This window comes from Paenibacillus sp. FSL H8-0104 (genome assembly GCF_038050215.1).
In the GTDB taxonomy this organism is placed as follows: Bacteria; Bacillota; Bacilli; order Paenibacillales; family Paenibacillaceae; genus Paenibacillus; species Paenibacillus amylolyticus.
On sequence record NZ_JBBOTC010000001.1, the window covers coordinates 5,331,342 to 5,354,292 of the forward strand.

Annotated in this window: 16 protein-coding genes and 2 riboswitches; of the genes, 5 read left to right on the top strand and 11 right to left on the bottom strand. The window is 46.1% G+C overall.

Translation table 11 applies throughout. The features are described 5' to 3' along the window. Positions 1–59: 59 nt before the first annotated feature. The 3 genes from NST38_RS23480 to NST38_RS23490 all read right to left on the bottom strand — a co-directional run bounded on the left by NST38_RS23480 (position 60) and on the right by NST38_RS23490 (position 4,548). Positions 60–932, bottom strand: coding sequence for a carbohydrate ABC transporter permease (locus tag NST38_RS23480; RefSeq protein ID WP_036617041.1), 873 nt, complete (start codon positions 930–932; stop codon positions 60–62). A gap of 43 nt (positions 933–975) precedes the next feature. Continuing rightward, positions 976–1,929: an ABC transporter permease gene (locus tag NST38_RS23485; RefSeq protein WP_076212382.1), complete on the bottom strand. Its 954-nt coding sequence runs from the start codon at positions 1,927–1,929 to the stop codon at positions 976–978. A 282-nt stretch (positions 1,930–2,211) separates the two neighbouring features. Continuing rightward, the gene (locus NST38_RS23490) at positions 2,212–4,548 is read right to left on the bottom strand and encodes an AraC family transcriptional regulator (RefSeq protein ID WP_179087918.1); all 2,337 of its coding nucleotides are present in this window, start codon (positions 4,546–4,548) and stop codon (positions 2,212–2,214) included. Positions 4,549–5,075: 527 nt separating this feature from the next. On the opposite strand from NST38_RS23490, the gene NST38_RS23495 reads away from it, so the two are divergent. Beyond that, entirely contained in the window at positions 5,076–7,079 is a 2,004-nt protein-coding gene (locus tag NST38_RS23495; RefSeq protein WP_076252923.1) for an endonuclease MutS2, read from the top strand. Positions 7,080–7,218: 139 nt separating this feature from the next. Beyond that, positions 7,219–7,434, top strand: coding sequence for a cysteine-rich CWC family protein (locus NST38_RS23500; RefSeq protein WP_076252924.1), 216 nt, complete (start codon positions 7,219–7,221; stop codon positions 7,432–7,434). Positions 7,435–8,690: 1,256 nt separating this feature from the next. Here NST38_RS23500 and NST38_RS23505 read toward each other — a convergent pair. Together NST38_RS23505 and gcvH are read right to left on the bottom strand one after the other, a co-directional pair. Further along, entirely contained in the window at positions 8,691–9,134 is a 444-nt protein-coding gene (locus NST38_RS23505) for a hypothetical protein (RefSeq protein WP_076252925.1), read from the bottom strand. A 496-nt stretch (positions 9,135–9,630) separates the two neighbouring features. Continuing rightward, a complete protein-coding gene (gcvH, locus tag NST38_RS23510) occupies positions 9,631–10,026 on the bottom strand; it encodes a glycine cleavage system protein GcvH (protein WP_076252926.1) in 396 nt (131 codons plus the stop codon). Between the two features lie 343 nt (positions 10,027–10,369). Beyond that, positions 10,370–10,492: riboswitch (glycine riboswitch) on the top strand. A 3-nt stretch (positions 10,493–10,495) separates the two neighbouring features. Further along, positions 10,496–10,596: riboswitch (glycine riboswitch) on the top strand. 216 nt (positions 10,597–10,812) lie between these two features. On the opposite strand from gcvH, the gene gcvT reads away from it, so the two are divergent. From gcvT to gcvPB, 3 genes are all read left to right on the top strand, one after another. Continuing rightward, a complete protein-coding gene (gene gcvT, locus NST38_RS23515) occupies positions 10,813–11,949 on the top strand; it encodes a glycine cleavage system aminomethyltransferase GcvT (protein WP_036617019.1) in 1,137 nt (378 codons plus the stop codon). Next, positions 11,946–13,301, top strand: a complete 1,356-nt coding sequence (gene gcvPA, locus NST38_RS23520; protein ID WP_076252927.1) for an aminomethyl-transferring glycine dehydrogenase subunit GcvPA — start codon at positions 11,946–11,948, stop codon at positions 13,299–13,301. The genes gcvT and gcvPA overlap by 4 nt, the downstream gene beginning before the upstream one ends. An 86-nt stretch (positions 13,302–13,387) precedes the next feature. Further along, positions 13,388–14,878 carry an aminomethyl-transferring glycine dehydrogenase subunit GcvPB gene (gene gcvPB / locus NST38_RS23525; RefSeq protein WP_076252999.1) on the top strand — a complete coding sequence of 497 codons (1,491 nt, stop codon included), beginning with the start codon at positions 13,388–13,390 and terminating at the stop codon, positions 14,876–14,878. Positions 14,879–15,124: 246 nt separating this feature from the next. Here gcvPB and ptsP read toward each other — a convergent pair whose 3' ends face one another. The 6 genes from ptsP to NST38_RS23555 all read right to left on the bottom strand — a co-directional run bounded on the left by ptsP (position 15,125) and on the right by NST38_RS23555 (position 22,697). Next, the gene (gene ptsP / locus NST38_RS23530) at positions 15,125–16,837 is read right to left on the bottom strand and encodes a phosphoenolpyruvate--protein phosphotransferase (RefSeq protein WP_047844045.1); all 1,713 of its coding nucleotides are present in this window, start codon (positions 16,835–16,837) and stop codon (positions 15,125–15,127) included. Next, positions 16,830–17,105 carry an HPr family phosphocarrier protein gene (locus tag NST38_RS23535; RefSeq protein ID WP_036617010.1) on the bottom strand — a complete coding sequence of 92 codons (276 nt, stop codon included), beginning with the start codon at positions 17,103–17,105 and terminating at the stop codon, positions 16,830–16,832. The genes ptsP and NST38_RS23535 overlap by 8 nt, the downstream gene beginning before the upstream one ends. A gap of 77 nt (positions 17,106–17,182) precedes the next feature. Beyond that, complete coding sequence (gene ptsG, locus NST38_RS23540; RefSeq protein ID WP_036617007.1) at positions 17,183–19,234, bottom strand: glucose-specific PTS transporter subunit IIBC; 2,052 nt, start codon at positions 19,232–19,234, stop codon at positions 17,183–17,185. Between the two features lie 286 nt (positions 19,235–19,520). After that, complete coding sequence (gene glcT, locus NST38_RS23545; protein WP_047844046.1) at positions 19,521–20,375, bottom strand: glucose PTS transporter transcription antiterminator GlcT; 855 nt, start codon at positions 20,373–20,375, stop codon at positions 19,521–19,523. A 165-nt stretch (positions 20,376–20,540) separates the two neighbouring features. Then, the gene (locus NST38_RS23550; RefSeq protein WP_076252928.1) at positions 20,541–22,097 is read right to left on the bottom strand and encodes a flotillin family protein; all 1,557 of its coding nucleotides are present in this window, start codon (positions 22,095–22,097) and stop codon (positions 20,541–20,543) included. A gap of 63 nt (positions 22,098–22,160) precedes the next feature. After that, complete coding sequence (locus NST38_RS23555) at positions 22,161–22,697, bottom strand: hypothetical protein (protein ID WP_017686844.1); 537 nt, start codon at positions 22,695–22,697, stop codon at positions 22,161–22,163. Positions 22,698–22,951 lie beyond the last annotated feature (254 nt).

Below are 22,951 nucleotides of genomic sequence, written 5' to 3' on the forward strand. Positions count from 1 at the left end.
ATGAAAACCTCCCTTTTTTTATGCAGTCATACTGAACTGACTTTGAACCATGTGACGACTCAACCTTTCACCGAACCCAGCATCACGCCTTTTGCAAAGTGCTTTTGCAGGAATGGATATACCAGCATAATCGGGATTGTGGAGAATACGATAACCGCCATGCGAATGGTAAGCGGCTGGATCTCGGTCTCTTCGATACTCGTGTCTCCGATTCGGCTCTGTGCCAGAATGACAATCTCACGCAGCCAAACTTGAACAGGCCACTTCTCACTATCGTTGATATAGATAACAGCGCTGAAGAAACTGTTCCAGTGGGCCACCGCGTAAAAGAGTGAAAATGTCGCCATGGCTGGCATGGACAACGGCAGTACAATCCGGAACAATACGCTGACATCGTTACATCCATCAATTTTGGCTGCATCCTCCAGTTCATCGGGAATGGCTTGGAAGAAGTTTTTCAGTACAATCAAGTTAAATGCACTAATAGCAGTAGGTAACATCAGTGACCACAACGTATCCGTCAGGTGCAAGGATTTCACGACAAAGTATGTTGGAATCATCCCGCCACTGAAGAGCATCGTGAACAATACACCGAGCAAAATGGGCTGGCGTCCACGCAAATATCTTCTGGAGAGCGGATACGCCATAAGTGACGTAAACAGCAGGTTAATGAAGGTACCGATCACCGTAATATAGACCGATACACCCAGACTGCGAATCAAGGTATCTGTAGAGAAAATGTAACGGTACGCAGCCAGAGAGAACTCTTTTGGAAAAAGAATGAATCCTCCCTTAGCCACTTCATGCGGACTGGTAAATGAGACGGCCAAAATATAAATGAACGGGATGACCGTCACAATTCCAATCAACAGCAGCAAGCCGTGATTGAGAAAATCAAAGATCCGGTTGCCCCACGTTTTATCCTGTTGCATCAATGTTCACTCCTGTCTGGTGAAGAACGTCTGCACCCAAAGGTTAGTAGACGCCTTCCTCCCCGAATTTTTTGGCCATCGTATTGGCACCAAGGACAAGCGCCAGCCCGACAACCGATTTGAACAACCCGACAGCCGCACTATAACTGTACTGTGCCTGTGTAAGACCCTTTGTGTACACGTAGGTATCAAATACCTCGCCCACATCCCGGTTTGTCGGAGTCAGCATCAGGAAGATCTGTTCAAAGCCTGTATCCAGGAAATTGCCCAGACGCAAAATGAGCAAAATGACGATGGTACTGCGAATGGCCGGCAGCGTAATGTGCCAGGTTTGGCGCCAGCGATTGGCACCATCAATCCGTGCTGCTTCATAGAGCTGTGTATCAACACCGGAAAGTGCCGCCAGGAAGATAATTGTGCCCCAACCAACTTCTTTCCAGATGGATTGTCCGACAATCATCGTTCGGAACCAACCAGGTTCAAGCAGGAACGCCACTTTTTGTCCTGTCAGGTTATAGAGCAATTCATTAATTGCACCACCCTCAGTTGTGAACAGCATGTAGAACACACCGACAACAACAACCCAGGAAACAAAGTGTGGAACATAGACGAGCGTTTGTACAAATCGTTTGAACCGTTCACGGCGAACTTCATTCATCATGAGTGCCAGTACAATCGGCAGTGGGAAAAAGAACACAATGTTATAAATGGCAAGTAAAAACGTATTTCGAAATAATGTCCAGAACTGCGGTTCTCCGAAGAAACGCTGGAAATGTTTGAACCCTACCCAGTCACTCCCCAAGATGCCCTTGTAAGGCGTGTAATCCTGAAAAGCCATCGTGATGCCATACATGGGTATGTATTTGAAAATAACAAAGTAAAGCACACCCGGTATTAACATGATATACAGCCACCGGTTTTTGATAATGTCCCTCCACAGCAGGTTTTTGTCACTGCGGGTAGCGGGCCGTGTTCGAGCCGCCGTTTCGGCTTTCATATTGTCTTCCTCCCCACATTGGAAACGATTACAAAATATCACTTCCTGAATTCATGTCTTCATTGTGGAGGATAAACGAATGACTGGCTATCGTCTCGTTTTAGCCTTTTGTTTTTCCTTATGTAGCAAGGGTTTAGCTCATTTATATCACAGAGTTCAAAGGCGCAATGAACTGCTTTCAACCTCTATATTCCTGTCTTAACTTCATAGAGAAAAGTGGTCTTCTTCCTTCATCCAAACATAAAAAAGCCTGCCTGCCATGGCGGGCAGAGCAGGTTTGTTTTATCGCTGCTGCTCCCGGTACTTGCCGGGGGTGGTTCCTGTGATTTTGCGAAATGTACGGATAAATGCGGTTGGGTTGGTATAGTTTAATTTCTCGGCAATCTCCGATATTTTAAGATTTGTTGTTTGCAGCCATGTCTTTGCTTTTTCCATACGATACTCTGCGAGATATTCCGTAAAATTGACTCCAGCTTCCTTCTTGAATACCCGACTTAGGTAAACAGGGTGAAAATTAAGCTCAGCGGCACAGGCTTCCAGCGACAATTCACGATCATAACGTTCCTCGATCAAACGAATCATACGTCTCGCAATATTCATGTATTGGGATTCTTCCTGCTCTCGCCAGAAACGAATGACGGGCAGGAACAGCCGCTTGCGGAACCAATTGGTCATTTCGTCCAATGTGGACAACTTCAGCAAATGTGACATGGATGCTTTTTCACCCAGTACTTCGGCTACATCCCCGCCTTGCTCCTGCACAAGCTGATATACACGAGACAATAACTGAACCATAATGACGGGGTATTCACTGAAATGAAGCTTTTTGTCTGCAAGCAGTCCCAAATATTGCTTAAAGTAGGTGTCCGTCTTCTCTTCATCTCCTTGCTTGAGCGCAGACGCGAGCTGATCCTCGATCATACGTAACTGGGTATACAACGCGGCCTCCATCTGACCACGTGGCTGAATATCCTCGTAATGCAAAATAATACGGCTGCCCAGACTGACCCGGCCCTGCAGAGCCTCGCGGCTCTCTTGAACCGCTCTTGGCGTATCTCCGATACAAGCGTAAGAACGACTGATGCCAATACTTACGGGCAGATTCAGGTAGGTCACGACACGTTCGCGAATCCAGTCTGCCTGAGTATGCATCCATTCCTTCAGTTTCACCTCATCCGTCAGTTCGGAGGCAAGTACGGTGACCTGAGCATCATCCAGCATGACCGGGGTGAACCGAACTGCCGAAGGAAGGAGCTCACCTACCATATTGTTGACAGCAAACAGCAGCAGATCGCGATCCTGTTCCTCATATCGGGTCCCTTCCAAGGTATCGATCTGGAGCATGAGTACGCCAAGATTTGCCCACCCTGTCGGGAAATCGTACAATTCTCCCTGATATCTGAAATCCTCTTCCGAGATTTTGCCTGTGAGCAGTTTGGTCATAAAAAACTCCTGGAGATGCACATGCTGCCCCTTCATCTGCTCACGCATCGTTTTCTCCGAGCTGAACAAGGTTGACAATTGCTCCTCAATATAGATAAATTCATCCTGTCGGCGTCCTGACGGAGCAACTGGGGAATCCAACCCCTTCGTAAATTGCAGCAGTCTGGAGATCGGTGAGTACATCCGCCGACTGCCGTATATGGCGAACAATCCCGTTACACATAACATGACCAGTGTAGCGATACCGGTAACCAATGCAATTTTCTGTGACTGGGCCGTAATCTGTCCAAGAGATACAACGGACACGTATAACCAGCCATTGAGCGGAGATTGCCTATAGCTAACCGCCACTTGATTACCTTCCACCTCCGCACTGAAGAAACCCTCTGGCTGGCCCGTCGTTTGCACCATTTCCTGAATTTCCTTATTCAGCCCGTCATATTTCCCGCCTTGCTGCATATCGTTCAGAAAATACTTCTGCTCCCGATCCAGAACGTACATATCTCCAGAATTCGTATTTCGGCTCAAGTAGGTACTCAGTTCCGTATCGGCGATATCAATTACAAGAAATCCCTTTGGTTTCACATTGGTTGGTATCATCGGGATTTTGAATACCATACTGACCACATTATCCGATGATATAAGAGCAGGTGCCTGTTCGGGTGTTAGTTCACCCATACCTGCTGACACAGGTACACTTTCTTTGGCTGAACTGGCATTCTGAGTGACCCAGAACAGGCTGTTGGTATAACTTAGGTAGGAGCCAATTCGGTCTCGAATGCTGAAATCATCCAATTTGCCAAAAGAACGCATCGAAACGACCCAATCTTCATCCAGATTGACCAGATAGGCTTGGTCAATGTTCGTAACCGCTTGCAAGTTGTTAAAACCTGAGGTCAGATCACGAATCTCTTGGAATTCGCTGCTGTCTAGTGGTTTCTTCATCGCTTGTAGTACCAAGGGCGAATTAACATACTGGATGGATGATAATTGCAGGCTGCGCAGAACTTGTTCCACCCTCATTTGGGTCTGATGCAATATCTGAAGATTGCTCTCACGCACTTTCTGTTCAATGTCACGTGATGCAATCGTATACGAGACCGAACCAATAACAATGACCGGAAGGGCTCCGAGGATCAGGGTAAAACAGAGCAAACGCAGTAAATACTTCGGCAAGAAGAGCATCCTCCTTTATACGTATGTTTATTAAAATAAATCGCTTTCATTGGATTAATTTACTATTGTTATTTTAAAACCCATTCTTATTCAAGTCCACTCATTTATTCTAAAGGTTGACTTCAAACCAATTTCCAGTTTATATTGGTTGCATATTCCTCAATCAAAGGAGAGATTTTTAATGTCGGTGAATGTTCTTAACTAACCAAGTTTCATATTCAGGAGTTTGGCCTTTCATTGCGCTTGTGCCCATATGGCATACGTGTATTTCATGATGCGCCAGATCCCTGTACTTAGTTAAGAACAGCGGATATCATAAATCGCCTCCGGGATTGTAATTGTCCGGGTCTATTTCCGCGCTGAGTTCAGCGCGGATTTTTTAATATAGACCTGTAGTGGACTTTGCTTTCCCATACGTTTAGGGCGGAGAATGACGTTTGTTCATTCTCCGCCCTTTTTGCGTTTTCCAGGAATATGTTTCAGCGCGTCAACTGAAATCCCAATTCAAATTCAAGGAGAGATTACGCATGAATGAGAACACATTAAACAGTTTGAGCTATCCACAAATTCAAAAAAATGTTGCAGACTGCGCCCTGTCTTATCTGGGCAAACGTTATGCGAGAGAACTAAAACCGATGGTAGATGCTCACCTGATCGAGATTCGCCTGGAAGAAACAGCAGAAGCTGCTGCGTTGATTCGCTTCGGGGCCAGCATCCCCCTCCCTTCACTCGACGGAATGGAAACCATTATGGATCTGCTTGGCACCGGTTATCTATTCAGTGAACGCGACTTCAGTCATCTCGCTCAGTTCCTGCGAAGCTGTGCACAACTTATGAAATACATGGAGGGCAAATCCGGGGCCGCTCCCACTGTCAGTCGTTATGCAGCATCCATGATTCTGATCGAACCTTTGCTGAGTGAGATCGAGCGCTGCATCCATAGTGGACGCATTCAGGATCAGGCAAGCAAAGAATTGATTCGAATTCGTAAAAAAATGACGGTGAATGAGGAGCGCATGAAACGAAAGCTTGATTCTCTGGTGAGTAAACATCGCTCCATTATGCAGGAACATGTCATCAGCCAACGGGGAGGAAGAACGGTCCTGCCCATTAAGAAAGAGTTCCGTAAACAGGTGAAAGGCAGTGTACTGGATGAATCCGGGAGCGGGCAAACCGTATATATCGAACCTGTTGAATTAGTAAGTTTACAGATGGAATTGGCCGCTCTACAAGCGGAGGAGTCCCGAGAGGAGATGAGAATTCTCGGTGATTTAACCTCTCTGGCCGAATCGTATAACCGTGAAATCGCTCTGAACACCGAAACGGTAGGTGTAATGGACTTCCTGTTTGCCAAAGCCAAATATGCGGCCACCATGGATGGGCGTACCGTTCGAGTCAATAAACAAGGCCACATCAGCCTTCAACGTGCACGTCATCCATTCATGGGTTCTTCCATGGTTCCACTTGATTTTGCAATCGGCAGAACGTATTCGTCGCTCATTATTACTGGCCCGAATACCGGGGGTAAAACGGTCGCACTCAAAACGCTAGGTTTGCTAACCCTGATGATGCAATCCGGTTTGCTTATTCCGGTGGAAGAAGGTGGCGAGATGGCCGTTTATAACGAGGTAGCGGTTGATATTGGTGACGGACAGAGTATGGAACAAGCGCTCAGTACATTCTCTGCACATATTCGCAATATGATTGGCATACTGGAACAGGCCAATACGTCGACGCTGGTGCTCATTGATGAGATGGCTTCCGGCACAGATCCCGGTGAAGGTGTCGGACTGTCCATCGCCATGCTGGAGGAACTTCACAGCCGCGGAGCAACCGTTGTGGCGACAACACACTTTGGTGAAATCAAACATTTTGCAACTGCCACGCCAGGATTCGAAAATGCCCGTATGGAATTTGACACCGTTTCTCTCAAGCCGCTGTATCGATTGCGTATCGGAGAAGCTGGTGAAAGTTACGCCTATTCCATTGCATTGAAGCTGGGCATGCCACAGCGAATTATCGAGCGATCCAAGTCCCTGTCCGATCAAAGTATTTCGAGAGATCGTACATTAGGATTCACGTCACCTCCTTCGGAAACTAAGGCCCTGACGCCTGCTCGTTCTGGTACAGAATCAGTCAGCCCAGCAGAGTTATCCAGAAAGAACCAGTCGAAACAGTCAAAAGATCCAATCCGTCTCAACAAAAAGACAACAACCAGAGAGTCGGATTCTCCTGCTCCTGCCAAAAATTTTCGCAAAGGGGATCGGGTGTATGCGGCCTATCTCAATCAGTCGGGCATCGTCTGTGATGTCGAGGATAGCCGTGGAAATATCGGGGTCATGTTACGGGGACGCAAAGTCAAAATCCATAAGAAACGCCTGACCCTGCATATATCTGCCAATGAGCTTTATCCGGGTGACAATTATGATTTGGACATTGTGCTAGAAACAAAGGAAAATCGTAAGAATCGTAAGTTGATGGGACGCAAACATGTGGAAGGCCTACAGATCGAATTACCGTCTGAAGAGTAGCCGATGAGAGAAACAGATGTGGTGAACTGGAAGTCATATATACAGAGTGAAATCCATAATCACCGGCACATTTCTGTTATACTGGGACCAGTATGTTCAACTTCAGCTCGTAGCTATTGCACAGGGAGGGAAGAACTGAATGTCTGCAGAACAAGACGATCAAGAGCACATCCATATCGATGTTCTTGTCTGCCCATTATGCGGGGAAGCTAATCGCTGTTCCTATGCCGCAGGACATCCTCATTCGGAATGCTGGTGTAACCGGGCTACTTTCCCCGAGGGTGTGTTTGACCGTATTCCGGCAGAGCAGCGCCGAAAATCGTGCATATGTCAACGCTGTCTCAATATCACTTAATACCGTTTACTAGGTTAGAACTAAAAGAATGAACCTGATTGCACATATGGTATTATACCCTCATGGTAGACAGTGAAAAAACAAGTCATGTTACAATCAACTCAACACTGGAAACCAGAGGGTATTTTTTAAAGCCAGCGAAGAACGACGATAAAAGAAGCGGATCGTCTGGGCGAGGAAGAATAAGATTGGGATTAAATGAGAGTTGGATCATCACATCGTTTCGTAAAAGCCAAATCGGAGAAAGTTTTAAGGATTAGCGTGAAAGTCGGACGAAGAAGAATTTTAGTAGCGTAGAAGAAAACGTCTATTTAAAACGCAGGTATAATATCTAAAAAAAGCTCAGACTTGCACGGGGAGGGAAGCTGAATTTTAAAGCCCGGTGTCAGTTTAATCAAGAAATAAGCACGTGGGTTCTTTGGTGGTTTGGCTATGTAGGATTGTTGAAATTTCACGTGCAGGTTATTACAATTGGAAGAAACTTGGCCCTCAGAGAGAAACGAGCAGACCGGGATGCAGACCTGAAAGCACACATGTTAAGCATTTACCGGCTTATCCTTAATTCGGCTACAAACATATCCGAACCGCTTTAGGAAAAGAGACTTCGTGGCCTATTACAAGAAGGCGCGCCGCTTATTCAGATAATTTCAGATTCATTCCTTGACTCGTTCCGTGATGTCTTAAATCGGGAAGGTCGCGCTCTCCTGGGCAAAGCACGTGACGGATATCACATAGGTCCGAATTAGTCATGAGTTTGCTATGTTATCTTTCGTTTGAGATAGATCTGTATAAACAACGAAATTGTGGCATGGGAACTCTCCGAGGGAAATGAACTAAAACCTATGACTGACACGTTGAAGAAACTGCAATGTGGAACACCCTTGCTCCATACGAACTAGTGGATTTATTATACAACACAAGACTAAACCAAGTCGCTTAAAGAGAAGACGCTGACGCGGAGCCATTCCCAACGTGAGAACTGCTTTGACAATCCTTGTTTCGTTCTTTTTCTCACACTTAAAGGAAGGAAAAACTGTATATAGATAAGCCTCTGAATCTAGAGAAAACAACGAGCCAGATTACGGAATATATTTCGTTTTGCAACAAGGAAGGTGTCCAAGATAAAATAGGCGACCTCTCCCTGGTTAAATTCCAGAAAAAAGCCGCCGTTTAATTAATTTTTTCTTTTTTATTGTCTACTTGATGACAGGGCTATAACTATACTCATTCCTTTGTGTCTAATAAAATCATTAAATTTAATGATAGACTGCAGTAAAAATAGTTCTCACAGAGTATGAAGTATGATAAGGAAGATCCTGTATCTCAACTTTCACTCTCAAATTACGACTCGCTGCAAAAATCACTTCGTCTGAAAGTAGAGAGTTGACACTCAGTGCTGTAGCTAGAGAAATTGCACTAACATACCCCCCCAATACAGGAGATACCCTTGAAGCTATCATTGGAGCGATTGTTTCAACTAAGATTGCAGAATTACTTGAAAACCTCTTCATATTCGCTGCCAAATCTTTTACCGTATTTGCATCCATGTAATAGGTTGCAATGGTTTTATACTTTGGTTGGGAAACATCACCAATATAATCACTATTAGCTGAAGCTAGATTTGTGTTAACAGGAAATAATGGATAGGCGGCTGTTGCTAGCATTGAAGCTATTACGACTTTCTTTAACATGTTTTTCATTTAATATGTACCTCCAAATATAATATAATATAAAAAATTAACTCAACTTAATATTCTCCAACAAAAACCATTATATTTCAACATTTAATTAATTTCAACTTATTTTCAATAATTTAGGATGAATAACCTATATGTATATAATTAGATTTCTTTAATACGAAAACTTTAAAGTCTAAAGTACATCAATTTGTATACCTTTTTTACTATTATCTTGTTCGCTGTCTTGTAACGAGGTTCAATATTCTTAGAAGGAATAAGTATTACCAAACTAGTTGGACACAAGTTTGGATAAGGGTAACTAAGACATTTGAAACCATAACGTAACCTTAGTTCTGCATGCTCCAAGAAATTTTGATAACGATATCATCCGTACATAAAACCTCCTTTTTATCCAAGAGCTATAAATCTCCAGGTTCAAAATTCAACAATCAGAAAATATCGACGAGAAAAACCTTAAGAAAGCATTTAGAAGAAGGCTTTCTTAAGGTTTTTCGTTTTAGTGGGCTTCCGTATGTTTCCGATACGCGTCTGCATTCATCAATGTAGACAATGCTGCTGTCAGATCTCCCTCAACACGGATCTCAATCATCCAGCCTTCCTCGTAAGGAGAGCTGTTCACAAGTTCAGGGGAGTCCTGCAACGAATCATTCACCGCAATGATTGAACCAGTGACGGGAGAGAACAAGTCCGACACCGTTTTGACCGATTCGATCGTTCCAATGCTGTCCTCTGCTTTTACATTGGTTTCAAGGTCAGGCAATTCCACAAACACAATGTCACCCAGCTGATGCTGCGCGAACTCGGTAATGCCAATACGTACAGTATCCTCCCCTACGGTTTGCACCCATTCGTGCTCTTCACTGTACAGGAAATCACTTTTCAATTCGCTCATCGATATCCGCCTCGCTTTTCATTAATGAGTACATGCGTTCTTTGACCTTAACCTTTTTCCCAGAACATAGCGTATGACATTTTTGAATCAAATGTCAAGATACCTCACAATTTATTTGCTGAATACCTCTAAATTCTGTAACCGGATTACACTCTTTCTTCATATACTGGTGAATATTAGAATAGTAAGCGTAGTCTTTTTAAATACACGAACAATAAGTTAAAAACTAAATTAAATATTCGGTTTTAAATCATTATCTATGATATCGTTCTTGACATCAGTAGTGGATTCACGTTTTAATGAGAGGAGTAAATGTGTTTATTGGACTATGTTATACCCGCGGATGAATGTAAAGGGAGAGATTACCCGTGACACCCGATTCGGGATGTACATGAGGTAACGCCGAAGGAGTAAACCACCGATAAGCGGGGGTGAATCTCTCAGGCAAAAGGACTTTTACGGGACGCAACTCTGGAGAGCATCTATTCGCCCTGTGCGGGCGTTATGATCACCCAAGGGGAAACCTGCTGCGCAACGCAGCGGGGTAACTCTCAGGTACAAGGGACAGAGCCTTAGAATACAGCGTGCTACTTGGCATGCCGATTCTTTGGCCTGTCCTTTTCCTTTTTCCCAAAAAACGAAAAACAGGATGTAGAATGGCGCTGCCATAGCTGCCTTACCATACTTATGTGATGAAAATATCTAGCTGAAAATTTAAAAATACCCTGGTTCATTGATCCACGATTGTATATCCGGCCGGCTGACGGCCCATGACGAGGTGATTTGATGTCTGATTTGCTTAGAACACCACTCTTCCCACTATATCAGCAATATGAAGGCGTACGGTGCATTGATTTTGGAGGCTGGGAGCTTCCCGTACAATTTAGCGGAATCCAGAAAGAACATGAAGCGGTACGCGAGCGTGCTGGACTGTTTGATGTATCCCATATGGGCGAATTCACTGTACAGGGTGAGCAGGCTGAAGTTTTTTTGCAACAAATGATGACTAATGATGTGACCACGCTGGTTCCCGGTCAAGCCCAGTACACCCTGATGTGTTATCCAGATGGCGGTGTGGTGGATGATCTGCTCGTGTATAAGCTGGAAGATCAGCATTATATGCTTGTGGTTAACGCCTCCAACATCGACAAGGATTGGGCGTGGCTGCAAGAGCACTTGATCCCCGGCGTAAGCATGACCAATGATTCGGAGCAGACGGCGCTACTCGCCTTGCAAGGTCCACTGGCTGTAGACATTATCGGGAAAGTTACAGATACGGATGTAAGCTCGATTGAACCGTTTCGTTTTGTGCAGGATGCTGAAGTATGTGGAGTAAAATTACTGTTGTCCCGTACCGGTTATACCGGTGAAGATGGCTTTGAGCTATATGTTCCTGCAGATCAGGCCGCTGTGGTCTGGAATGGGTTAATGCAAGCCGGTGAAGGTCACGGACTTGTACCGACAGGCCTCGGTGCTCGGGATACACTGCGCTTTGAAGCAAAGCTCCCTCTGTATGGACAGGAATTGTCGGCAACTATCTCTCCGCTTGAGGCTGGTGTTGGCATGTTTGTGAAGCTGAATGCCGGACCTTTTATCGGACACGAAGCCTTGTTACAGCAAAAAACTGACGGGCCCGCCCGCAAACTGGTCGGCATCGAAGTGTTGGAGCGCGGTATTCCCCGCCCCCACTATCCGATTTACGCCGAAGGCGTACAGATTGGTGAAGTGACAACAGGCACGCAATCACCTACATTGAAGCGTAATCTGGGGCTTGCCCTCATCGACAGCAAATACGCTGCGCTGGGAACCCCGCTTGAGATTGAGATCCGCGGCAAGAAACTAAAAGCCGAGGTCGTGAAGACCCCTTTTCATAAACGGACACGTACGTCGAAGACACCTACTCAAGGAGCTGATCAAGCATGAGCAAGCACCGTTACATTCCCATGACTGAACAAGATCAGAGCGCCATGCTCGCAACCATCGGTGTGGATACGCTGGAGGATCTGTTTCAGGACATTCCAAAAGAGATTCGTTATCAGGGCGAGCTGCCCGTATCCTCCAAACTTGATGAATATGCGCTGACACGTCACATGTCCAAACAAGCCGGCGCCAACGCCAATTTCGAAACACACGCCAGCTTCCTCGGCGCTGGCATATATGATCATCATGTTCCTTCCGTCATCAATCATGTCATTTCCCGTTCCGAGTTTTACACTGCCTACACACCTTATCAGCCTGAGATCAGCCAAGGTGAACTACAGGCCATTTTCGAATTTCAATCCTACATCTGTGAATTAACCGGTATGGCTGTAGCGAATGCCAGTATGTATGATGGCGCAACTGCCTTTGCCGAAGCAGGAAACCTGGCCGCAGCGGCAACTCGTCGCAAACAGCTCATCGTATCCCGTACCGTTCATCCGGAAGCCCGTCAGGTATTGCAGGCGTATGCGCACGGACTCCGTCTGGAGATTGTCGAGATTGGTTATAAAGATGGCGTCACTGATTGGGATGCCCTGCAAGCCGCCATATCGGACGATACCGCTGCTGTCATGATCCAGAGTCCGAACTTCTTTGGTGCTGTGGAAAATGTGAAGCAGGCTGCCGACCTCGTGCATGCGCACAAGGGCCTGCTCGTTGTAAGTGCAAACCCGCTATCGCTGGGTCTGCTGGAAGCCCCAGGCAAGCTGGGTGCCGACATCGTTGTAGGTGATGCGCAGCCCCTCGGCATCGCCGCTTCACTCGGCGGCCCAACATGCGGATATTTCGCCGTATCCCAGCCTCATATGCGCCGAATTCCTGGCCGAATTGTAGGCCAAACAACGGATCGCAACGGCAAGCGTGGTTTTGTACTGACACTGCAAGCACGTGAACAGCACATCCGCCGCGAAAAGGCGACATCCAATATCTGTTCCAACCAGGCTTTGCTTGCACTCAGCGCATCTGTGTATATGTCCATCATGGGTAAACAGGGCATGATCGATGTCGCGGATCTGAATTTGCAAAAGAGTCATTACACCCTCAATACATTAACTGCGATTCCTGGAGTTAGCCTTACTTTTAATGCACCAACATTTAATGAGTTTGTTATTAAGCTTCCTGAAGGAACCGACGTGGATGCCCTTCAGTTGAAATTGCTGGATGCGGGCTTTATTGGTGGTTACGAACTCGGACGTGATTACCCGGAGCTTGCCGGACATATGCTGATTGCTGTTACCGAACGACGCAGTAAGGAAGAGATTGACGAATTCGCACGAGCATTGGAGGGATCGCTGTGACTCAGGAAACGACAACGACGACAACGACAACATCGGTACAAGGACAATCGGAAACAGGTACCTCTGTCTCCACTTCGGCTCAATCTGTGACAGAAAAATTCAACGCACAGACCTTATCCCCTGCACCGGAGCAAGCATTGATCTTTGAACTCAGCAGCCCGGGACGTGTCGCTTATTCCTTGCCAGAATGTGACGTTCCTCGTCAGGCTGCGGATACGTTGATTCCCCGGGAAATGCTCCGTTCGGAAGCAGCGGCACTGCCGGAAGTGTTCGAGGTAGATGTTATTCGACACTATACTGCGCTATCCCGTCGCAACTTCGGTGTAGATAACGGATTCTACCCACTGGGCTCTTGTACAATGAAATATAATCCGAAGATCAATGAGGATGTTGCCCGTTATAACGGTTTTGCCAAAATCCATCCGTACCAGCATGAATCCAGCATTCAAGGTGCTCTTGAACTGTTATATACGTTGCAAAACGACCTTGCAGGTCTGACAGGTATGGACGCTGTGACCTTGCAACCCGCCGCTGGTGCCCATGGAGAATGGACTGGACTTATGATGATTCGTGCCTACCACGAAGCTCGTGGCGAACAACGTACCAAAGTCATCGTGCCCGATTCTTCTCACGGGACCAACCCGGCAAGTGCTACCGTTGCAGGATTTCAAACTGTGACGATTCCATCCCGCGCAGATGGACTGGTCGATCTGGACGCGCTCCGTGCAGCTGTTGGTTCGGATACGGCAGCATTGATGCTGACAAACCCGAATACACTTGGTTTGTTCGAGAAAGACATTCAGGAGATTGCATCCATCGTACACCAGGCTGGTGGCTTGTTGTATTACGATGGAGCCAACTCGAATGCCATTATGGGCATTACCCGTCCGGGTGATATGGGCTTTGACGTGGTGCATCTGAACCTGCACAAAACGATGAGTACACCTCATGGCGGTGGTGGACCTGGCGCCGGACCAGTTGGTGTGAAGAATCGCCTGATTCCGTTCCTGCCTAAGCCAATGGTAATTAAAAATGATGACGGTATGTATGCATTCGATTGTGAAGGAGATCAATCCATTGGCCGGGTGAAAGCCTACTACGGCAACTTCGGTATTTTGGTACGTGCCTATGCCTACATTCGCACTTATGGACCGGAAGGTTTGCGCCGTGTCTCTGAATGTGCGGTACTGAATGCCAACTATATGATGGCCCGTCTCGCCCCTTACTACGAGATTCCATATCCAGGCGTATGTAAACATGAATTCGTCATGTCTGGTCGGGGTTTGAAGCAATATGGTGTGCGTACACTTGACGTTGCCAAACGATTGCTTGATTTTGGATATCATCCACCAACGGTGTACTTCCCGCTCAACGTCGAAGAATGCATCATGATCGAGCCGACAGAAACCGAAAGTAAAGAAACGCTGGATGGGTTCATTGATACGATGATACGGATTGCCAAAGAAGCGGAAGAGACACCAGAATTAGTCCTGAACGCACCTTATGGCACACCGGTTACTCGACTCGATGAGACTACCGCCGCCCGCAAACCTGTACTGAACTGCGCGTGCAGTTAATCAAATCATTGTTATAACGAAGGCTCTTGCTGATGTTCCAATCAGCAAGAGCTTTTTGTGTTGCCTTCCCCTTTAAAGATGCCACTCTTACAGCTCGCCATCATCCTGTTAGAGTATTTCTCAACATTTATAACAAAAAAAGCCGATATCCACAATGATTCGCGGATACCGGCAAAATCGCTGCATCAATGCAGCTCATTATCGGAAAAAGAAAAAACCTCAAATCCGGAGGAAACCCCGGCAAAATTACGCTTGAATGCTTTGAACCAATTCAACGACTTGTTCAGCCGTTTGCATATCCAGAGCTTTAGCAGCCAGTTCCTGCATATCCGCACGGGACAGCTTAGTGATCTGACTACGAGCTGGCAGGATGGAGGTTGCGCTCATGCTGAACTCATCCAATCCAAGACCAAGCAACAATGGAATTGCTGTTTCGTCTCCTGCCATCTCACCACACATGCCAACCCATTTGCCTTCACGATGCGCTGCATCGATAACCATTTTAACCAAACGCAAAATGGCTGGGTTGTAAGGCTGGTACAGATAAGCCACTCGTTCGTTCATACGGTCAGCAGCCATCGTGTATTGAATCAGATCGTTCGTTCCGATACTGAAGAAATCCACTTCTTTGGCAAACTGATCCGCCAGAACTGCAGTCGAAGGAATTTCGACCATGATTCCGAGTTGAATGCTGTCAGAAACAGCAATACCTTCAGCAACCAGCTTCTCTTTCTCTTCGAGCAAGACAGCTTTTGCTTCACGGAATTCACCGAGTGTTGCGATCATTGGGAACATGACACGCAGGTTTCCATGTACGCTTGCACGCAGCAATGCACGCAATTGTGTACGGAAGATATCCAGACGGTCCAGACACAGACGAACTGCGCGGAAGCCGAGGAATGGATTCATTTCTTTTGGCAGATCCAGATATGGAAGCTCTTTGTCTCCACCGATGTCGAGTGTACGAACAACGACAGGTTTACCTTCCATTTTTTCCAGTACCGCTTTGTAAGCATTATACTGAATGTCTTCGGAAGGGAGCTTGTCTCTGCCCATGTACAAGAACTCGGTACGGTACAGGCCTACAGCCTCGCCGCCGTTTTCCAGAACACCCGTTACATCATTTGGTGTACCGATGTTGGCTGCAAGTTCAACATGAACGTTATCCACCGTTACCGTTGGCTCATCACGAAGTTTTCTCCACTCTGCACGTTGTGCATCATACTGTTCCTGTTTGGCACGGTATTCAGCAATAACTTCATCAGTAGGGTTAACCAATACGTGACCATCCAGACCGTCAACAATAATCATATCGCCTTGTTTCGCTTGAGCCAAGATGTCCTTGGTTCCAACAACAGCCGGAATTTCAAGAGAGCGAGCCATAATCGCCGAGTGAGAAGTACGTCCACCAATGTTAGTTGCAAAACCTTTAACAAATTGGCGGTTCAATTGAGCCGTGTCGGAAGGTGTTAGATCCTCCGCAAGCACGATCACTTCTTCATTGATCTCAGCTGGACTCATGAAGTCGATACCAAGCAAGTGATTTAGCACACGTTTGGTAACGTCACGCATATCTGCTGCACGTTCCTGCAGGTATGCACTCTTCATGTTCTCGAACATGGAGATAAATTGTGATGCCGTTTCGTTCAAAGCAAATTCTGCATTGATCATGTCATCCGCAATTCTAGCTTTAACCGGATCAATCAGTTCCGGGTCATTCAAAATGAGCAAATGCGAAGCAAAAATCTCTGCTTTTTTCTCGCCAAGCTCTTGTAAAGTACGCTCTTTGATCGCCTCAAGCTCAGCCTGGGATTTACCCAGAGCTGAGTCGAGTTTCGCGATCTCTGCGTCAACGTCGTTAATTTGGCGTTTTTCTACAGAGTAATCAGGATGCTCCAAGATAAACGCCTTGGCGATAGCAATACCCGCCGAAGCCGCGATCCCGGAGACATTAAGCATTAATTTCGCCCAACCCTTCGTTAACCATAACGTCAGTCAAAGCTTGAAGAGCTTCAGCTTCGCCTTCGCCTTCAACGATGATGCTGATAGTGTCGCCTTGTTCCAATCCCAGGGAAAGAACACCCAGAATGGATTTCAAAGTTACTTTTTTACCGTTAGCTTCTGCAAAGGATTCTGCACCTTTGAATTTGTTTGCTGTATTAACCAGGGCTGTCGCCGGACGTGCGTGGATACCATCTTCGTCTGTAATTCTGAATGTTTGTTGCATTACAATCATCTCACTTTCAGTAGTTTGGTTTAGGCATTGCATATATTTACACTTGCTTGCCATCGTCGTAACACTTCTTATTTTATCTCAATGATTGGCTGTTCGCCAACTTTCAGCACTCCACTCTTCTTCAGAGTTACTGTGGAGCCCTCTGGCAGGTTAGTGAAAATAACTGGTGAAATGATCGAAGGAGCGTTTGCTTTGACATACTCCAGATCCACTTCCATAATCGGCTGACCTGCCGATACCAGATCACCTTCCTGTACCAGTACGTTAAAGCCTTGACCTTTCAGCTTCACCGTATTAACACCTATATGAACAAGCACTTCCTTGCCACCATCGGACATGATGCCCACGGCATGTTTGCTTGGAAATACATTAAACACTTTACCATAGACAGGAGAAGTTATCGTACCATCATGTGGCAAAATTGCGAATCCATCACCTGTCATTTTCTCAGCAAAGACCGGATCAGGTACGTTTGTAATGTCCAGCAATTCACCATTGACTGGCATGACGATATCCTCAGCAACGATGCGCTCTCCCTGCTCACCTTGTGCCTTCTCCTCTTCAGGAGTTGGTTTGGCAGCTGCTGGCGTTGGTGCTGGAGTTCGTCCTGCAATAATATCCTGCATCTGAGATTTGATCGTGTCGGAACGTGTTCCGAAGATGGCTTGAACATTATTACCCACTTCAAGTACACCAGATGCACCCAATTGTTTCAAACGATCTTTTTTCACATTGGATTTCTCATTAACTTCAATCCGCAAACGAGTAATACAAGCGTCCAGATGTTTGATATTTTCCTTGCCACCGAAAGCTTCGAGAATGTTATGTGGCAGGTCATCCGTTGAACCAGAGCCTCCGCCAGATTCGGTTTCAGGCGTTGCATCCTCTCGTCCTGGTGTTTTGAGATTGAATTTGCGAATGATAAACCGGAAACCGAAGTAATAGATCACCGCAAGAACCAATCCGACAATAATAACGTCCCACCAAGGTGTACGGTTCGGAATAATCCCGAAGATCAGGAAGTCAATGAACCCACCGGAGAAGGTCATACCGATCTTTACACCCAGAATTTGCATGGTCATGAAAGACAAACCTGCAAAGATACAGTGTACTGCAAACAGGATTGGTGCCACAAACAGGAACGAGAACTCAAGTGGCTCTGTAATCCCTGTCAGGAACGAGGTTAGCGCAGCTGAACCCATGATCCCTGCAACATATTTTTTGTGCTCCGGTCTTGCTTCATGGTACATCGCAAGTGCCGCTGCTGGCAAACCGAACATCATGAACGGGAATTTACCAACTTGGAATGTTCCTGCTGTGAGAGCAACGCCATCACGTAACTGGCTGAAGAAAATCTTCTGATCCCCACGAATAACATCTCCGGCTTTATTCACATACTCACCAAACTCAAACCAGAATGGGGAGTAGAAAATGTGATGCAAACCGAACGGAATCAATGACCGTTCCACAACTCCGAAGATGAATGCCGACAAGGTCGGACTTGTATCTACCATGAAGTGAGATACAGCATTCAGTCCATTTTGAATCGGAGGCCAGATAATCACAAGAAGCAACCCGATTACAAGGGATACTACCGATGTGATAATCGGTACAAATCGTTTACCTGCAAAGAAACCGAGGTAAGACGGCAGTTCGATTTTGAAAAATCGATTGTAACACAGCGCGGCGGCAATACCTATGATAATACCTCCGAACACGCCTGTACTTAATGTTGGGATACCCAAGATGCTGGCATAACCCGGTACTTCACCGATCATTGCCGGAGTAACACCTACTGCAGATCCTAATGTAACATTCATGACCAGGTAACCGATGATCGCTGCAAGACCTGCAACGCCTTCGCCACCAGCCAATCCGACAGCTACGCCGACGGCGAACAGCAATGCCAGATTATCAAATACGATCTGACCTGCGTTCATCATAATTGTTGCGATCGAGTTCACCCAAGGGGTGTCGAGCGCCGTTACATATTGCAAGAAATCTGGATTAACCAGCATGTTACCAATTCCGAGCAGCAAACCTGCCGCAGGTAGAATGGCTACAGGCAGCATGAGAGCTTTACCTACTCTTTGCAATACACCAAAAAGCTTTTTGAACATCGCGTCGTTTCTCCCTTTCGTCTAATTTATATGTTGTGATGCAAGCAAGGGAACACAAAAAAGGCATGAATTAACAAAGTAAACTGTGCCAACCTTGGGGTATAGCATACCCTGTACAAGGAAAGAACAATCACACTTTAATTAACTCATGCCTGATCGAGTCAGTAACACGTCGCTTATGTTTATTCAGTTGCTTGATTACGGAAACCATTGTAGCACCAGTTCTAATCTATTGCAAGCCTTTACACCAAAAAAATAAATTCCACATTCCATCACTGGAATGACCTCACTTATTCTCTTCTTCCTTCCGCTGATTCAGTCTTTGCAGATGAATGGTCAGATAACCTACCTCCGCAGGATAAACCGGCAGTTTCAGTCTTTTCTCCATCACTTTGGTCAGTTTCCATGCAAGCGAGTACATTTCGGGATACTCCAACTTAAGCAGGGAATCCAACTTATGAAGCTCCTCCACTTTGTCTCCACGCCGAACACGCTCAAGGGCGAACCGAAGATGAGTCAGCAAACGAGAGTAATCCAGCGATTCCGTTTCAAACGAATAATCGAGTTGATCAGACACCAGGTTCACCAAATCAGTGATCAATTGTGAATGCTCACGTACCTGGGATATATTTTGATTGGTCATTGCGCTATAGATATGGAGGGCAACAAAACCAATCTCGTCCATCCCCAGATCTACACCCATTTTCTCTTTGATCAGACGAACAGCGTATTCTCCCATTCGATATTCTTCAGGGTAAATCTCGCGGGTTTCATATAAAAATGGATTTTGTATGATAATGCCCTGCTCCTTGCGTTTTAACGCGAAAGAAATGTGATCGGTTAATGCAATATGGATATGTTCATTCAGAGGAACGTCCGTACGCTCTGCAATATACGTAATAACTTCGTTAATAATCTCGATCAGTGCTTCATCCACCTGTGGAAGAAGCTGTTTGTACTGCTCTTGCTCCTGCTGGTTTTTCAAAATGAACATTTTCTCCACAGCCATCAATGGAATGTGATCACTCGGTTTTCGGTTAAAGCCAATGCCTTTACCAATAACAACGACTTCCCCGTGTTCTGGATGCTGTGCAATGATTACATTATTATTTAGCGCTTTATCTACATGCAAGCTGCTCATTGTTTGCACCTCTTTTTCACACCATCTTAGGTGTGATTAAGTCACACCCTGTTACGAACGAAAAGACACCCGGAGCGGGCAAACCGCGCCGGACGTCTCGCTTAAAAAGTAACAAAAATTCGCCTTAAGGTCAATAGAGCAACCATGCAAGATTGGAAGTGCTTCTTACTCGTCAACTCCAGCTCTTTCCACAATCTTGTCGATTATAGAAGGAGTTGTAACAGCCTCGCTCTGTTGAATGTTAACTGGCGCAGGTGTTTTAGACTTCGTAAGGCCTTTAATCAGCTGCTCTACATCGATGCCGGATACACTTTTGAGCATCTCTGGAGCGGTCGCCATAAGTTCAGTAACATAGTTACTCACTCGTGCTGCACCTTCACCTTTACCTGTATCTACCACCGTCAGTTTATCAATGGATGCAATTGGCTCTGCAATTTTGCCAGCCAGTTCAGGCAGCATTTTGACAATGATATCGAGTACAGCTGCTTCGCCAAACTTCTGGAACGCTTCGGCCAGTTTTTCTTTTGCTTCTGCTTCTGCAAGACCACGCAAACGAATAACTTCTGCATCTGCTGTACCTTTGGCAAGTTCCGCATCCGCCATGGCCTGACCTTCAAGTCGCTTCTGCTCAGCTGTTGCTTTGGCATGTGTTTCGATGGAATACTGTACTGCATCGGCTTCACGCATTCTTTTGGCTTTATCCGCTTCGGCAGCCTGCTCTACCGCATAACGATCCGCTTCTGCCTTTTTCTTCACTTCGGCATCGTATTGCTTCTCACGTACGACGATTTCTTTTTCCTGGAGGTCAATCTCACGTTCTTTACGAACGAGTTCAACCTTCATTTCTTCTTCCACCACGGTCTGTCTCGCACGAGCTTCATGGATATGGTACGCCTGGTCGGCTTCCGCTTTGGCTGTATCCTGATCCCGCTTAAACGTGGCTACTTTCAGTTCTTTCTCTTTGGCTGCCTCAGCGATATTGGTATCACGCAGCAACTCTGCTTTTTGACCCTGCTCTTCCGCATTGGCCTTCTGAATACGTGCATCACGCATCGCTTCCGCTTCAGCTATCTCTGCATCCCGCTTCACTGCCGCAATTCTCGGTTTACCGAGAGCATCCAGGTAACCCTGTTTGTCACGCACATCCTTGATGGTAAATGAAACAATTTGAAGGCCCATTTTCTTCAGATCTCTAGCTGCTACGCCTTGAACCTCTTGCGCAAACCGATCCCGGTTCCGATATACTTCTTCCACCGTCATTGTACCGAGGATGGCCCGCAAATGCCCCTCCAGTACCTCCTGTGCTTCGCTTCTCAGCGCTTCTACAGGTTTACCAATGAATTGCTCAGCTGCCGTAGCAACGTCTTCTACAGCGCCTCCAACCTTGATAATAGCTACACCGTCAGCAATAACCGGAACCCCTTGCTCCGTGTACACTTCAGGTGTGGAGACATCCAGCTTGTGGGATAATAAGGAGATAAACTCGGATTGCTGGAATATCGGCAGGATAAATGCACCGCCACCACGAACAATCTTAATTTTTCGGCCAGAATCATCATCGGAGATATTTTTGCTACCCAAGAATGATCCCGTAACGATCATCGCCTCATCCGGTCCAACCGTTTTGTATCTCGCCCAGAAAGCCAAACCTAAAATTAGAATGACACCGACTACAACTATAGGAATCAGCAATACATCCCAATTCAAATTCAAATTATCCATTCCACATCTCTCCCCTTATTCATTCATGATGAGTGCTTAAACTACTTAGGTGATAAGAATACTTTATAAATCTTTAAGTACATTTTCATCCCATTCCGACACACGCAGTACACCATCTACAACATCCACCACAACTACACGTGCTCCCGCCGCAATGGGGAGGTGTTCAAAGCTGGATGCCGTTTGAATCGTACTGCCGGAAGCAAAACGAATCATCACTTCGCCAAAACCTTTTTCCGGCACCGGAATGGTAATTTCCCCAATTTTCCCAGATAACTCTTTCATTGAAAATGCAATCGAGACATCGCTGTTACGCATCGGTTTGATATATGCGAAGAATACCAGCATGGCTGCAGCAATACCTATAAGCAGGGATAATATTAGACCCGACATCGCACTTAATGAACTATAACGTGTCAGCATAATGCCTGCCCCACCGAAGGTTGTAATGGAACCAGCTAACACAACGGGTTTGAAAAAATCAAGACCTGGCATTTCGAAGGCTCCGTCCAGCAAGCCGTCAATCAAGTCACCCAGCACAAGGCTGACAACCGCAAATATTGCTCCTCCGATCAGACACCCCCAATAAATTGTCTCCATCCCCTGTTCCTCCTCTCTCTGCCGCAAATTCATCCTAACTGGGCATTCCACATGTAAATAAATACGTAACTAACTTCAAAATGTTTCAAAATCTTTCCTCAAATGTATTCTGAACCCGATAATGGGTATTATCACGACATTCTGTTCTCCTTGCTTCATGTTCCTCCATCATTCACGTGTACAGCCCGAATACATGAAAAAACCGCAAGCCCCCATGAAGGAGACTTGCGGTTATTGGACAACTTGATGTGTCC

What these genes read in the sequence shown, in the direction of transcription:
- NST38_RS23495 (WP_076252923.1), top strand. Translation starts at nt 5,076, where the DNA reads ATGAATGAGAACACATTAAACAGTTTGAGCTATCCACAAATTCAAAAA.
- gcvT (WP_036617019.1), top strand. Translation starts at nt 10,813, where the DNA reads ATGTCTGATTTGCTTAGAACACCACTCTTCCCACTATATCAGCAATAT.
- NST38_RS23535 (WP_036617010.1), bottom strand. Translation starts at nt 17,105, where the DNA reads ATGCAACAAACATTCAGAATTACAGACGAAGATGGTATCCACGCACGT.
- gcvH (WP_076252926.1), bottom strand. Translation starts at nt 10,026, where the DNA reads ATGAGCGAATTGAAAAGTGATTTCCTGTACAGTGAAGAGCACGAATGG.
- ptsG (WP_036617007.1), bottom strand. Translation starts at nt 19,234, where the DNA reads ATGTTCAAAAAGCTTTTTGGTGTATTGCAAAGAGTAGGTAAAGCTCTC.
- NST38_RS23480 (WP_036617041.1), bottom strand. Translation starts at nt 932, where the DNA reads ATGCAACAGGATAAAACGTGGGGCAACCGGATCTTTGATTTTCTCAAT.
- gcvPA (WP_076252927.1), top strand. Translation starts at nt 11,946, where the DNA reads ATGAGCAAGCACCGTTACATTCCCATGACTGAACAAGATCAGAGCGCC.
- NST38_RS23550 (WP_076252928.1), bottom strand. Translation starts at nt 22,097, where the DNA reads ATGGATAATTTGAATTTGAATTGGGATGTATTGCTGATTCCTATAGTT.
- glcT (WP_047844046.1), bottom strand. Translation starts at nt 20,375, where the DNA reads ATGAGCAGCTTGCATGTAGATAAAGCGCTAAATAATAATGTAATCATT.
- NST38_RS23555 (WP_017686844.1), bottom strand. Translation starts at nt 22,697, where the DNA reads ATGGAGACAATTTATTGGGGGTGTCTGATCGGAGGAGCAATATTTGCG.
- NST38_RS23505 (WP_076252925.1), bottom strand. Translation starts at nt 9,134, where the DNA reads ATGAAAAACATGTTAAAGAAAGTCGTAATAGCTTCAATGCTAGCAACA.
- ptsP (WP_047844045.1), bottom strand. Translation starts at nt 16,837, where the DNA reads ATGCTTAATGTCTCCGGGATCGCGGCTTCGGCGGGTATTGCTATCGCC.
- NST38_RS23485 (WP_076212382.1), bottom strand. Translation starts at nt 1,929, where the DNA reads ATGAAAGCCGAAACGGCGGCTCGAACACGGCCCGCTACCCGCAGTGAC.
- NST38_RS23500 (WP_076252924.1), top strand. Translation starts at nt 7,219, where the DNA reads ATGTCTGCAGAACAAGACGATCAAGAGCACATCCATATCGATGTTCTT.